Source organism: Micromonospora siamensis (assembly GCF_900090305.1).
Classification (GTDB): Bacteria; Actinomycetota; Actinomycetes; order Mycobacteriales; family Micromonosporaceae; genus Micromonospora; species Micromonospora siamensis.
The window spans coordinates 3,678,770-3,691,326 of sequence record NZ_LT607751.1 but is presented as its reverse complement, the minus strand read 5'-3'; the positions used below and the strand labels follow the sequence as shown (position 1 = coordinate 3,691,326).

15 protein-coding genes are annotated in these 12,557 nt (G+C 75.3%); 5 read left to right on the top strand and 10 right to left on the bottom strand.

Annotation, left to right across the window (positions count from 1 at the left end):
* Nucleotides 1-170 precede the first annotated feature (170 nt).
* Entirely contained in the window at nt 171-575 is a 405-nt protein-coding gene (locus GA0074704_RS17075; protein ID WP_157743704.1) for a methyltransferase domain-containing protein, read from the bottom strand.
* Between the two features lie 18 nt (nt 576-593).
* Here GA0074704_RS17075 and GA0074704_RS17070 point away from each other — a divergent pair, with 18 nt between their 5' ends.
* Complete coding sequence (locus GA0074704_RS17070) at nt 594-1,391, top strand: class I SAM-dependent methyltransferase (RefSeq protein ID WP_088971426.1); 798 nt, start codon at nt 594-596, stop codon at nt 1,389-1,391.
* Between the two features lie 103 nt (nt 1,392-1,494).
* Here the strand turns inward: GA0074704_RS17070 and GA0074704_RS17065 are convergent, their stop codons facing one another.
* Nucleotides 1,495-1,977, bottom strand: a complete 483-nt coding sequence (locus GA0074704_RS17065) for a DnaJ family domain-containing protein (protein WP_088973753.1) — start codon at nt 1,975-1,977, stop codon at nt 1,495-1,497.
* 140 nt (nt 1,978-2,117) lie between these two features.
* On the opposite strand from GA0074704_RS17065, the gene GA0074704_RS17060 reads away from it, so the two are divergent.
* Both GA0074704_RS17060 and GA0074704_RS17055 read left to right on the top strand, forming a co-directional pair.
* Nucleotides 2,118-2,528 (top strand): YkvA family protein, encoded by a 411-nt coding sequence (locus GA0074704_RS17060; RefSeq protein ID WP_088971425.1) that lies wholly within the window; start codon nt 2,118-2,120, stop codon nt 2,526-2,528.
* Nucleotides 2,525-3,250, top strand: a complete 726-nt coding sequence (locus GA0074704_RS17055) for a sulfite exporter TauE/SafE family protein (RefSeq protein WP_088971424.1) — start codon at nt 2,525-2,527, stop codon at nt 3,248-3,250. Before GA0074704_RS17060 ends, GA0074704_RS17055 begins: the two co-directional genes overlap by 4 nt.
* On the opposite strand, the gene GA0074704_RS17050 is transcribed toward GA0074704_RS17055, so the two are convergent.
* Together GA0074704_RS17050 and GA0074704_RS17045 are read right to left on the bottom strand one after the other, a co-directional pair.
* Nucleotides 3,237-3,791: a GNAT family N-acetyltransferase gene (locus GA0074704_RS17050; protein WP_088971423.1), complete on the bottom strand. Its 555-nt coding sequence runs from the start codon at nt 3,789-3,791 to the stop codon at nt 3,237-3,239. The two genes, GA0074704_RS17055 and GA0074704_RS17050, sit on opposite strands and share 14 nt — an antisense overlap.
* 56 nt (nt 3,792-3,847) lie before the next feature.
* Nucleotides 3,848-4,357, bottom strand: a complete 510-nt coding sequence (locus tag GA0074704_RS17045; RefSeq protein ID WP_088971422.1) for an NUDIX hydrolase — start codon at nt 4,355-4,357, stop codon at nt 3,848-3,850.
* An 83-nt stretch (nt 4,358-4,440) separates the two neighbouring features.
* Here GA0074704_RS17045 and GA0074704_RS17040 point away from each other — a divergent pair, with 83 nt between their 5' ends.
* Nucleotides 4,441-5,580 carry a hypothetical protein gene (locus tag GA0074704_RS17040; RefSeq protein WP_088971421.1) on the top strand — a complete coding sequence of 380 codons (1,140 nt, stop codon included), beginning with the start codon at nt 4,441-4,443 and terminating at the stop codon, nt 5,578-5,580.
* Between the two features lies 1 nt (nt 5,581).
* Here GA0074704_RS17040 and GA0074704_RS17035 read toward each other — a convergent pair whose 3' ends face one another.
* On the bottom strand, nt 5,582-7,063 hold the full coding sequence (locus GA0074704_RS17035) for a peptide MFS transporter (protein WP_088971420.1): 1,482 nt from the start codon (nt 7,061-7,063) through the stop codon (nt 5,582-5,584).
* Between the two features lie 222 nt (nt 7,064-7,285).
* Between GA0074704_RS17035 and GA0074704_RS17030 the strand changes: the two genes are divergently transcribed.
* Complete coding sequence (locus GA0074704_RS17030; RefSeq protein ID WP_046564157.1) at nt 7,286-7,627, top strand: RNA polymerase-binding protein RbpA; 342 nt, start codon at nt 7,286-7,288, stop codon at nt 7,625-7,627.
* A gap of 55 nt (nt 7,628-7,682) precedes the next feature.
* On the opposite strand, the gene GA0074704_RS17025 is transcribed toward GA0074704_RS17030, so the two are convergent.
* From GA0074704_RS17025 to GA0074704_RS17005, 5 genes are read right to left on the bottom strand one after another with little or no spacing between them, the layout of a single operon-like run.
* On the bottom strand, nt 7,683-8,198 hold the full coding sequence (locus GA0074704_RS17025) for an FxsA family protein (RefSeq protein WP_088971419.1): 516 nt from the start codon (nt 8,196-8,198) through the stop codon (nt 7,683-7,685).
* Between the two features lie 51 nt (nt 8,199-8,249).
* On the bottom strand, nt 8,250-9,050 hold the full coding sequence (locus tag GA0074704_RS17020) for a polyprenol monophosphomannose synthase (protein WP_088971418.1): 801 nt from the start codon (nt 9,048-9,050) through the stop codon (nt 8,250-8,252).
* A gap of 38 nt (nt 9,051-9,088) precedes the next feature.
* On the bottom strand, nt 9,089-10,687 hold the full coding sequence (gene lnt, locus GA0074704_RS17015) for an apolipoprotein N-acyltransferase (protein ID WP_088973752.1): 1,599 nt from the start codon (nt 10,685-10,687) through the stop codon (nt 9,089-9,091).
* 30 nt (nt 10,688-10,717) lie between these two features.
* A complete protein-coding gene (locus tag GA0074704_RS17010) occupies nt 10,718-11,425 on the bottom strand; it encodes an ABC transporter ATP-binding protein (RefSeq protein WP_088971417.1) in 708 nt (235 codons plus the stop codon).
* Nucleotides 11,422-12,459 (bottom strand): ABC transporter permease, encoded by a 1,038-nt coding sequence (locus GA0074704_RS17005; RefSeq protein ID WP_231926491.1) that lies wholly within the window; start codon nt 12,457-12,459, stop codon nt 11,422-11,424. The genes GA0074704_RS17010 and GA0074704_RS17005 overlap by 4 nt, the downstream gene beginning before the upstream one ends.
* Between the last annotated feature and the right edge of the window lie 98 nt (nt 12,460-12,557).

The following is a 12,557-nucleotide window of genomic DNA, read 5'->3' as shown; positions in this document are numbered from 1 at the left end:
CAGAGCCGTGAGCTTGAAGGTGGCAGCGCCCCGGGAAGCCTGGCGGCCTCCCGGGGCGCTGCGATGTGGCCGGTGGGATCAGGCTTCGGCGATCACCAGGTAGAACGTGAAGCCGGCGACCACGGGGCCCTGGACGAGTCGCCGTAGCCAGGATTCGGCGTTCGCCTCGCTCATACCGCCCGCCCAGGCGGCGCCGTGCTTCCGCGAGCATGCGGGGGCTCCCGGTCGACACCGATGACCCAGCCGTCCTTCCCCACCGCGTCGGCGAGACGACCGAGGTCCGTTCCCGGACCGCAGCCGATGTCGGCCACTGTCTGGCCCGGCAGCAGTTCGAGCGACGCCACGAACCGCTGCTTGTAGTCCAGGCCCACCGGCGTGCTGGCAGCCGCGTCCAGGTAGGCGATCTGATCTGGCGCGGCGGTCGCCGCCGGAAGTCCGACCATCCGCACACGGAAGCACAGGGCCACCGGCAGTTGGTGAAGGTTCCATGGAGATACGGAAGAGGTTCCGTCGGCCGGGTCCACGACAGGCACGCCGCAACGGGCGACTGCGAAGATGGCCTCCTGCGGCTTCACCACGAGAGGTGAGAGACGATGACGGCACGGGACAGGACCGAACAGCGCGAGCGGGAACGGCACGCCTCGTCGTTCGGGGCCGCGGCGACCGCGTACGCCGAGCACCGCCCCGACTACGCGCGCGACGCCGTGCGGTGGGCGCTGGAAGGGGCACCCGGTCGGCGGGTGCTCGACCTGGGGGCCGGCACGGGCAAGCTCACCGGCACCCTTGCCGCGATGGGCTTCGACGTCACGGCCGTCGAGCCCGACCCGGCCATGCTGGCCGAGCTGCGGCGCTCCCTGCCCGATGTCCCCGCCCACCGGGGCAGCGCCGAGGCGATCCCCCTGCCCGACGGCGGCGTCGACGCCGTACTGGCGGGCAACGCCATGCACTGGTTCGACATGGCGGTCGCGGGACCGGAGATCGCCCGGGTGCTGACACCCGGCAGCACCCTCGCCGGATTGTGGAACACCCTGGACGACCGGGTCGGCTGGGTGGCTGAGCTGGCCCGGGTCGCCGGCGGCGCCGCCATCGGCCCCCGCGACACCCCGGACAGCTGGCGGATCGAGACGGCGACCGCGTACCTGCCGCGCGGCGGTGGGGCCGTCGCGTTCGGGTCGCCGGAGCAGGCCGAGTTCCGGCACGCCCAGCGCCGCACCGCCGACTCGCTCGTCGCGACTCTCGCCACCAGGGCGGGAATGCTGGTGATGCCGGCTCCGCAGCGCGAAGCCACCCTCGACCGGATCCGCGCTTTCCTGGCCGACACCCCGCAGACCGCGCACGGCGAGTTCAGCCTCCCGATGCTGACCTGCGTGCTGCGCGTGCGGCGGCGGTGAACGACTGGGACATCGCCTCGCGGCGGCACCCCCGGCACACACCTGGATCGCGGACGGGCGGCGACCCCCACCCGGCGGGGACGGACGATCAGGTGTCCGCCGGTCAGCGGCGGCGCCAGGGCAGCCGCCACGACCGTCGACGGGCGGGCACGGGGGCGACCGACTCGACGGCGGCCGCCACGGTGCGCTGGGCCGTGCGCCGCGCCCGGTCGGCCCGCCAGCCGGCCAGCACCGCCTCCACATCGACCGGCCGGACCACCACCCGCGGCCCGGTCGGCGTACGCAGCCACTCGATCACCTGCCGGTTGAGGTCGACCACGAACGCCCGGACCGACTGCTCGGTGGGCAGGTCGCGGACCTCGTCGGGGAGCTGCTCGATGCGCCGGCGCAGTTGCAGCGGGGTGGGCAGCAGCAGGTCACCGGGGAGCTGCTCGCGTTCCAGGAAGCTCTTGATCCACCAGCACTCGTCGTAGGGGTCGTTGCGGCCGGGGATCGGTTTGCCCGCGCCGGGCAGGTTGTCGAACTCGCCGCGCGCCTGCGCCTCGCGGATCTTCGCCTCGACCGCCGCTTCCCACCCGTCGATCACCGCCGCCACCTCCTCGCTCCACCGTATCCGGGCCTCCGACAACGGTGCAGCGTCCGGCCACGGGCCGGCATTCCCCGCCGTCGGGCGGGGCGAGGGCGGGCGGCGTACATTGCCGGCAGAGCGTTGCGGAGGAGGCACGGGTGCGGGACTGGCTGATCGGCCTGGCGGTGGCGGTGGCCTGCCTGTTGGCCAGCTGGGCGCTGCTGGTGCTGCTGGCCCGGCGGCTGCCGCCGGGCATCCTGCGGGACCTGGCGGCGTTCATCCCGGACTGCCTGACCACGGTGCGGCGGCTGCGCGCCGATCCCCGGGTGCCCCGCAAGGCCAAGGTGGCGATCGTGTTCGCCGGGATCTGGCTGGCCAGCCCGATCGACCTGATCCCGGAGTTCCTGCCGGTGATCGGACCGCTCGACGACATCGTGGTGGTCGCCCTGGCGCTGCGCTACGCCGGCCGCCAGGTGCCCCGGGAGGTGCTGCTGGCCGCGTGGCCGGGCGAGCCGCGGCTGCTGCTGCGGCTGCTCGGCCCGGCCGGTGAGCCGACGCCCGCCGGGTGAGCGGGGTCGAGGCGCTGCTGCTGGCCGCGGCGGCGGCGTGCGCGTTGTCGTTGCTGTCGGCGGTGACCGGTTTCGGTGGCGGGGTGCTGCTGCTGCCGGTGTTCACCGCGCTGTTCGGGCTGCGGGTGGCGGTGCCGGTGCTCACCCTTGCCCAGTTGTCCAGCAACGGCGCCCGGGTCTGGGTGAACCGGCGCGAGCTGCACCGACCACTGGTCGCCCGGTTCGCGTTCGGCGCGGTGCCGCTGGCGGTGGCGGGGGCGCTGCTGCTGGCCCACGCCCCGCTGGCCGGGCTGCGCCGGCTGCTCGGGGTTTTCCTGCTCGCTGTGGTGGCGTGGCGGCGGTGGCGGCCCCGTCCGCCGCGTACCCGGGCGGGTGCGTTCGTGGCGGTGGGCGCGGCCTCCGGCCTGGGGTCGGCGCTGCTGGGTTCGGTGGGGCCGCTGACCGCGCCGTTCTTCCTCGGGTACGGGTTGACCGGCGCCGCGTACGTGGGCACCGAGGCGGCGGCCGCGGTGACCCTGCACCTGGCCAAGACCGCCGGTTACGCCGCCGGTGGGCTGCTCGACGGCCGGGTGCTGGCGCTCGGGGCGGCGTTGACCCCGGCGACGGTGCTCGGAGCGGCGCTGGGCCGGCGGGTGGTGGCCCGGATCAGCGACCGGGTCTTCGTGACGCTGGTCGAGGTGGGGCTGGTCGTGGCCGGGGCGCTGCTGCTCATCGTGGGGTGAACCGGCGCACGTGCCGGTGCCCGTCGAGCGGGAACGGTGGGCGCGCGGGCAGCACCTCGACGAAGTCGTAGCCGGTCTTCTCGGCGACCCGGCAGGAGGCCGGGTTGTCGACCTGGTGCAGCAGCTCCAGGTGGGACAGGCCGGTCGCGGCGAACCGGGTGAACGCCCAGTCGGTGACGGCGGTCAGCGCCCGTGGCGCGACGCCCCGGCCGCGCGCGGCGGCGGCGGTCCAGTAGCCGACCTCGGCGCCCAGCCGTCCGGGCAGCACGTTCTTCAGCACCACGCAGGCGACCAGCCGGTTGTCGTCGGCGGCCGGTTGGCAGACGGCGAAGCTGAAGCTGCGGCCGGCCGCCCAGGCCTGCCGGTTGCCGTCGATCCAGCGCCGCGCCTCGGCGGGCGTGGTCAGCGGCTGGCGCACCCGGGACCGCAGCCCCGGGTCGCGGTGCGCGTCGAGCAGCGCGGGTACGTCGTCGAGGCGCCAGCAGCGCAGCTCGAGCTCGGGGCCGGAAGCGGTGCCGGCGACCCGCAGGGTCACGGACATCTGTGCAGTGTGCCCGGTGACCGGCGCCCGGCGCAGCCCCGACCCACGCTCCGGTCCTACAGGGCGTCGGGCTGCCCCAGCGCGGGGTGCTTCTCCCCCGGCGCGGCGTGCCAGGTGGGCGCGTCCTGCGCGACGGTGGTGTCGATCCGCAGGCGGGACCAGTCGTCCAGCTCGGGCAGGGCTTCCGGGGCGAACCAGCCGACCTCCAGGGACTCGTCGCCGTCGGCCGTCGGGGCGCCGCCGACGGGCCGGCAGCGGAACCACACGTTCAGGTACTCGCAGGCGTCCCCGTTGGGGTAGACGACGGGGTGGGTGGCGACCCCACCGACCCGCTCGATCTCCACGCGTACGCCGGTCTCCTCCAGGACCTCGCGCAGCACCGCGTCGGCCGGCTGCTCCCCCGGGTCCACCAGGCCGGCGGGCAGTGACCAACGGCCGTTGTCGCTGCGGCGGGCCAGCAGCACCCGACCGGCGTCGTCGCGGACCACGGCGCTGACCCCGGGCAGCAGCAGCACGTCGTGACCGATGTGGGCCCGCAGCCGGGCGATGTACGGAGACAAGGCCATCGGCGGATGCTATCCGGTGGCGCCGCCGCCCGGTGCCCACCGACCGGGGCGCGGGCCGGCGGCGGAACTAGACTTCCGCCTCGATGGACGCCGAGCCCACCTCCACCGAGACCCGCCCCTGCGCCCACTGCGGACGCGAGGTGCCGCAGCGCGCCGGCGCCGGCCGGCCGTTCCGGTACTGCCGGGACAACGACGGCGCCTGCCAGCGGGCCTCCCGCAACGTGCGGATGCGCCACCGCAGCGCCCCGGGCCTGCCCGGTCAGGTCGCCCGCACCTGGGAGGCGGTGGACCGGCTGGACCAGATCGTGCAGACGCTGACCGAGTCCCTGCACGCCGAGCTGTCCCCGGCCGGGGTGGAACGTCAGCTGGCCCAGCTGCGTGCCGAGACCGCCGCGGAGGTCGCGCGGGCCCACACCGACCGCGACGAGGCCCGGGCGGAGGCGGAGACGGCGGCCGCGCAGGCCGCCCGCGCCCGGCAGGAGGCGCAGGCCGCCACCGCCGACCGGGACTCCGCGCTCGCTCGGGCCGCCGGCGCCGACGCCCGAGCGGCCACCGCGCGGCAGGAGGCGGAGCGGGCGACCGCCGAGCGGGACGAGGCGCGGCGCGACGCGGGCGCCGCGGTGGCGCTGCGGGTCCAGGCCGAACGGGACCGCGACGCGGCCCGCCACGAGCTGCGGACGCTGCGCGCCGAACGGGACGAGCAGCGGCAGCGCGCCGCCGACGCGACCGTCGAGCGGGACGCGGCGCGGGCCGACGCGCAGCGGGCCACCGCCGCGGCCGCCGAGGCGCTGACCCGTGCCGAGCAGGCCCACCAGGAGAGCGCGCGGTCGCGTACCGATGCCGACGCCGCGGCGGAGCGGGCCCGGCGGGCCGAGGCGGCGACCACCGACGCGACCCGCGACCGTGACCAGGCCCGGGCCGCGGCGCAGGCGGTCGGCGAGGAGTTGGCGGCGGCCCGGGAGGAACTGGCGGCGGTCTCCGCCCGGGCCCGGGAGGACGCGGCCGCCGCGGCCGGGCAGCGCGACGCGCTCGCCGCGGAACTCGCCGCCGCCCGGCACGCCGACGCGGCCGTCCGGGCCCGGCTGGCGGAGCTGGAGGTCCGGACGGGGGCCGCGGAGAACGACCGGGACAGCGCCCAGCGGCGGGCGGCGCAGCTCGCCGACCAGGTCAGCGACCTGGCCGCCGCGCTGGCCCGGCTGGCCCCGGCGGCCCGGCCGCAGTGAGCTAGTGGATGCCGGCCATCATCCGGCGGATGTGCCGGCTGGCCGCCACGGCCGCCACCCCGAGCACCACCGAGGCCAGGCCGAAGGTCAGGAAGTACGTCGGCTCGGGCCAGGTCTCGGCGAGCCGGGCGACCTGACCACCGATGGCGTCGCCGACGGCGGTGGCCAGGAACCACAGGCCCATCATCTGGCTGGCGTACTTGACCGGGGCGAGTCGGGTGGTGGCGGACAGGCCGACCGGGCTCAGGGCCAGCTCACCGGCGACCTGGATGGCGTAGACGGCCACCAGCCACCACGGGGAGACCAGGTCGCCGCCGACGGCGGCCCGGGCGGCGGCGGCCATCAGCACGAACGACAGGCCGTTGAGGATCAGGCCGACGGCGAACTTCGCCGGGGTGGAGACGCGGTGGCCCAGTTTGACCCAGAGCGCGGCGGCCAGCGGCGCCCCGATGATGATCAGGATCGGGTTGACCGACTGGAGCCAGGAGGCGGGGAAGGTGAAGCCGAACACGTCCCGGTCGGTGCGGTCGGCGGCGAAGATGTTCAGCACCGAACCGGCCTGGTCGTAGATCAGCCAGAACGCGGCGGCGAAGATGAACAGCCACAGGTACGCCTTCATCCGGCTGCGCTCGGTCGAGCTGATCTCCCGGTCGGTGAGGATCCGGGCGAAGTAGCCGACGGTGATCACCACGGTGGCGACGGTGAGCAGGTTGACCACGCTGTTGACGGTGAACAGGCCGGCCACGCCCAGGGCGAGCAGCACCAGCGCCAGGACCGCCACGCCGATGCCGATGAGGCGCAGGGCCCGTCGCCGGTCGGCGCCGAGCAGCGGGTCGACGGGGCGGGCGCCGGCGTCGCCCAGGTTGCGCCCGCCCAGGACGTACTGGATCACGCCGAAGGTCATGCCGACGGCGGCGGCGGCGAACCCCAGGTGCCAGTTGATCTTCTCGCCGAGGAAGCCGCAGACCAGCGGGGCGATGAACGCCCCCAGGTTGATGCCCATGTAGAAGATCGAGAAGCCGGCGTCGCGGCGCGGGGAGTCCCGGTCGTACAGGTCGCCGACCATGGTGGAGATGTTCGGTTTGAGCAGCCCGGTGCCGAGCACGATCAGGGTCATGCCGGCGAAGACGCTCCAGCCGGTGGGGATGGCCATCACGTAGTGCCCGGCGGCGATCACGATGCCGCCCCACAGCACGCTGCGCCGGGCCCCGAGCAACCGGTCGGCGACCCACCCGCCGGGCAGCGCCATCAGGTAGACCATCGCGTTGTACGTGCCGTAGACGGCGTTGGCGGTGGACTCGCGCAGTCCCAGTCCGGCGTCGGCGCTGGCCGCGGTGAGGTACAGCACCAGGATGGCCCGCATGCCGTAGAAGCTGAACCGCTCCCACATCTCGGTGAGGAACAGCGTCGCCAGGGCACGGGGATGGCCGAAGAAGGTCCGCCCGCCCGGCGGTCGGCTGTCGACCGGCGTGTCACTGGCCACTCGGCACCTCCCGTTGCTGTGGGGCGGCTAGCATCCCCGGTAGCAGGCAAAACACTCCACCATTTGAGCCCGGCCGGGGACGACCCCGCCGGGCGACCGGCGTGGCCGGCTACCCTTGCAGGGGCCCGTCGGCGTGGACACCCGCCCGCCGGGTGGGAATGACCCGCCTCAGATGTGCCGTTACACGAGAAGACCAGCACCACGAACGAGGGGAAGTCGATCATGGGCGAGCGTATGCTGCGCGGAAGCCGTCTGGGCGCGGTCAGCTACGAATCCGACCGGAACACGGAGCTCGCGCCGCGGCAGACCCGTGAGTACCTGTGCGCCAAGGGCCACCAGTTCGAGGTGCCGTTCGCCGTCGACGCCGAGGTCCCCACGACCTGGGAGTGCAAGTTCGACGGCAGCGTCGCCCGGCTGGTCGACGGCAGCGAGCCGGAGCAGAAGAAGGCCAAGCCGCCGCGTACCCACTGGGACATGCTGCTCGAGCGCCGCTCCATCGCCGAGCTGGAGGACATCCTCGCCGAGCGGCTGCAGGAGGTCCGCACCCGCCGCGGCCGCGCCTGACCGGCGAAACGACGACGCCCCCGGGAGGTTCCTCCTCCCGGGGGCGTTTCGCGTCTCAGGGGCGCGGTTCGACGATCTCACCCTCGATGGCCCGGTTGGGGTCGGTGACCGGTTGTCCGGTGTGGGCCGGGCCGGGCTGCGGCTCCCCCTGCCGGACCCGCACGCGGCGCGGGCCGAACAGGTCCGCGGCCACCATCGACGACATCCGCCGCTCGGCGACCCGGCGCACCCCGGCGCCGGCGACCCGCCGCACCGGCGGCACCAGCAGCAGCACGCCCACCGCGCCGCTGACCAGGCCGGGGGCGGCCAGCAGCAGCGCGCCGAGCAGCCCGACCAGCCCGTCGGTCACCTGCGGCCCCGGACGCTCGCCCGCCTCGACGCCGGCCCGGAAGCGGCGCCAGGCGCGCATCCCCTCGCGGCGCAGCAACACCAGCCCCACCAGCGACGCCGCGAACACCAGCAGCACCGCCGAGCCGAAACCGATGCCCCGGCCCACCGCCACGAACACCGCCAGTTCCAGGATCAGCGCCAGCAGCATGGCCGGCGGCACGTACCTCAGTCCTCGACGCATGTCACCCCATCTGCCGTACGACCGCTGACCTCCAGCATGACACGGCGCCGCTCACGGCCACCGGGCCCGCGCTCGCCCGGCCCGCCGCCACGCCGTACGCCGGTCCTGCACCGCCCACCCGGTGATCCGCCACAGCGCCTCGGCCACGATCAGCGGGCTCATCTTGCTGTCCCCGCGTTCCCGCTCGGCGAAGGTGATCGGCACCTCCACGATCCGCACCCCGGCCCGGTGGGCCAGCCGCGACAACTCCACCTGGAACGAGTAGCCCTGGGAACAGACCGACGCCAGGTCGATGGCCTCCAGCGCGGCCGTGCGGTACACCCGGTAGCCGCCGGTGGCGTCGCTGACCGGCATGCCCAGCGCCAGCCGCGCGTACAGGTTGCCGCAGCGCGACAGCAGCAGCCGCCGCAGCGGCCAGTTGACCACCCGCGCGCCGCGGGTCCACCGGGAGCCGATCACCACGTCGGCGTCCGCCGCGGCGGCCAGCAGCGCCGGCAGGTCCTCCGGGGCGTGCGAGCCGTCGGCGTCCATCTCCACCACCGCGTCGTAGCCGCGCTGGCGTGCCCAGGCGAAACCGGCCAGGTACGCCGCCCCGAGGCCCTGCTTGCCCTCCCGGTGCAGCACGTGCACCGCCGGGTCGGTGTCGGCGAGCGCGTCGGCGATGACGCCGGTGCCGTCGGGGCTGTTGTCGTCGGCGACGAGGATCTCCACCGCGGGGGCGGCCCGCCGGACCCGCGCCACGATGTCGGTGACGTTGTCCGCCTCGTTGTAGGTGGGGATGACCACCAGCACCCGCCCCACGCCGGGATGGCCGGTCCTCGGTTCCGCCCCGCTCACGCCTGCCCTCCGCATCTGCCCGGCCCGCGACGTCCGCCCGGGTCGGTGGCGGTTCAGGCCCGCCGGCGGCGCAGCCCGGCCGCGCCCAGGAGCGCGGCGACCGCGAGCGCCGACAGGGCCACCTCCGGCCACACCCCGACCGTGGTGGCCGGGGTGCGCCCGTCACCGAGGCGCATCTGCCGGACCACCACCTCGGCGGTGTTGAACCCGGTTGCCCCGGATACCCGGCCGTCGGGGGTAACGAACCCGGACACCCCGACCGTGGAGGCCATCAACGCGGCGCGACCGTGCTCGACGGCCCGCAACCGGACCATCGCCAACTGCTGGCGCGCCTCGGCGGCGTCGAAGGTCGCGTTGTTGGTCTGCACCACCAGCAGCTGCGCCCCACCGACGACGGTGTCCCGGACGATGCCGTCGTAGGCCACCTCGAAGCAGATCACGTCGCCGAGCACCGCCGGCCCGGTACGCAGCACCCCGGGGGTGGTGCCGGGCACGAAGTCGGAGCGGACCCGGTCGACCTCGGCGCTGACCCGGCGGGCGATGTCCCGCAGCGGCACGTACTCGGCGAACGGCACCGGGTGCCGCTTGGTGTACAGCTGATCCAGGTCCGGGCCGGTGCCCGGCCGCCACAGCAGGCCGGCGTTGCGGACCTGCCCGGCGCCGGGGCCGAGCAGCACCGCGCCGACCAGGATGGGCGCGCCGATCGCGTCGGCGGCCTGACTGATCCGCGCCCCCGCGTCGGGGTTGCGCAGCGGGTCGATGTCGCTGGAGTTCTCCGGCCACACCACCAGGTCGGGGCGGCGCTGTGCGCCCGCGGCGACCTGCCCGGCGAGGGTCAGGGTGGCGTCGACGTGGTTGTTGAGCACCGCCTGGCGTTGGGCGTTGAAGTCCAGGCCCAGCCGGGGCACGTTGCCCTGCACGATCGCCACGGTCACCTCGTCGCCGGCACCGCGTACCCCGGTGGGGACGAGCAGCCCGGCGGCGGTCACCGCGAGCAGCGCGGCGACGGTGGCGGCGACCGGCCGCCACGCCCGCGCCTGCCGCCGGTCGCGCCAGGGCCGCCAGGCGACGGTGAGCAGCAGGCCACCGAGCAGCGCCACCGCGAACGTGACCAGCGGGGCGCCGCCGAGGGCGGCCAGCGGCAGCAGCGGCGAGCCGTCCTGGCTGAACGCCAGCCGACCCCACGGGAACCCGCCGAACGGGGTGCGGTCACGCAGCGCCTCCTGCCCCACCCACAGCAGCCCGGTCAGCACCGGCCAGGCGGCGCGCCACCGGTCCGCCAGCGGCGACACCCACGCCGTCGCCGCCCCCAGCAGCGCCAGGTAGCCCGCCTGCAACAGCGACAACAGCAGCCACGGCAGGTAGCCGGTGTGCAGGTTGGTCCACTCCAGCATCGGCGCGAACAGCGCCACCCCGGCCAGGAAACCCAGCCCGGCGCCGGCCCGCAGCCGACGCCGGTGCACGGCGGCGGCCAGCAGGGCGACCCCGACGGGCGCCAACGGCCACAGCCCGTACGGGGGGAACGCGGCCAGCATCGCCAGCCCGGCGACCACTGCCAGGGGCACGGCCGCGCGCAGCGGCAGGGGCCGCCCGGGCGCGCCGGCGGTCACCTCGGCGGGGGTAGGGGTCTGTTCCCGGTCGAGCGTCGTCACCGGCACCTCACCACGATCACGGGCCGAAGGCTACCCGCACCCGACGCCGCCGGCGTACGTGCCGGGTGCCGCGGCGCTCAGCCGGCCGTCGTGGACCTGCACGACCCGGTCGACGGCGGTGAGGTGGGTGCGGTCGTGGGTGACCAGGACGGTGGCGGTCGCCTGCCGGTGGGTGAGGCGGGTGATCAGGTCGACCACCGCGGCGCCGCGCTCGTGGTCGAGGGCGCTGGTGGGCTCGTCGACCAGCAGGACGGTGGGCTCGTTCATCAGGGCCCGGGCGATGTTGACCCGCTGGCGTTGGCCGCCGGAGAGCTGGTGGGGGCGCCTTCCGGCCTGGTCGGCGAGGCCGACGGCGTGCAGCAGGTCGATGGCCCGCGACCGGGCGTGGGCGGCGGAGCGCCCGCCCAGGTGGGCCATGACCTGGAGTTGTTCGACGGCGGTGAGGGCGGGCAGCAGGTTCGGCTGCTGGAAGACGATGCCGATGCGGTGGCGACGCAGGCCGGTCAGTTCGGCCCGGCTCATGCCGGTGGTGGGGGTGCCGTCGATGGTCACGGTGCCGGCGTCGGGGGTGACGAGGGTCGCGGCGACGGCGAGGAGGCTGGACTTGCCGGAGCCGGAGGGGCCGACCACGGCGGTGAGGGTGCCCCGGGGGACGTCGAGGGTGACGTGATCGAGGGCGGTCAGCCGGCCAGCGCCGTCGGGGTAGGTGAGGGTGACGTCGGTCAGGTTGAGGCTCATCGGGCGCTCCCCAGGGCGGTCAGCGGGTCGACGGAGGTGATCCGTCCGATGGACAGGGCCGCCCCCAGCGCGCCGAGGACGACGATGACGGCGGCGGGTGCGAGGACCGTGGCGGGGGTGAGCCGGAACGGCACGGCCGCGGCGGTGACCAGGGCGCCGACGGCGACGGCGACGGCGGTGCCGGCGGCGGTGCCGACGCCGAGCAGGACGACGGCCTGGCCGAGCGCGTCACGCAGCAGGTTCGCCGTGGCGGCGCCCAGGGCCTTGAGCACAGCCAGGTCCGCGCTGCGCTGGATGGTCCACACGCTGAAGAAGGCCCCGATGACCAGGGCGGCGATGACGAACAGGAAGCCCCGCATCAGCTGCAGGGAACCGTTCTCGGCCGGGTAGGAGCCGACCGCGGACAGCGACTCCGACAGCGGGACGCTCCGGGTGCCGACGGCGGCGTCGGTGGCCTCGACGTCGGCGTCGGAGGTGACGTCCAGGGCGACGACGGTGGCGGTGCGGCCCTCGCCGGCGGCGGTCGGAGGCGCGGCCGCCCGCCACGTGTCGAGGCTGGTCCAGACCACCGGGGTGTGGCTGTAGGAGGCGTCGCCCCGGACGGCGGCGACGGTCAGCGCCCGCCCGGCGAGGTCGACGGCGTCACCGGCCCGTACGCCGAGGTCCTCGGCGGCGGGTCCGGAGAGCACCACCGACCGGTCGTCGATCGTGCCGCCGTCGGGCGCCAGCGCGGATCCGGGACGTACGCCGAAGACGGTCACGCCGACGGTCGTGCCGCCGGCGGTGGCCCTGGTGGTGGTGATGCCCAGCGGTTCCGCCCGGGTCACGCCGGGGGCCGCGGCCCACCGCCGCCACTGCCGTTCGGTGACCGAGGAGTCGGCGTACGACGGGCCCTGGCCGTCGCCGGACGGGCCGAAGGCGATCCGGTCGGCGGGCAGGCCGGTGATCGCGGAGACATTGTCCCGGGCCAGGCCGGCGGTGAGGCCGGACACCAGCCCGACCAGTGCGCTGATGAGCGCGATGACGGCCCCCATCAGGGCGAAGCGCCCGCGGGCGAACCGCAGGTCTCTCCAGGCGACAAACACGACGGGGTGGCCCTTTCGACGGTGGAAGCGGTGTCCCTCCACCGTCG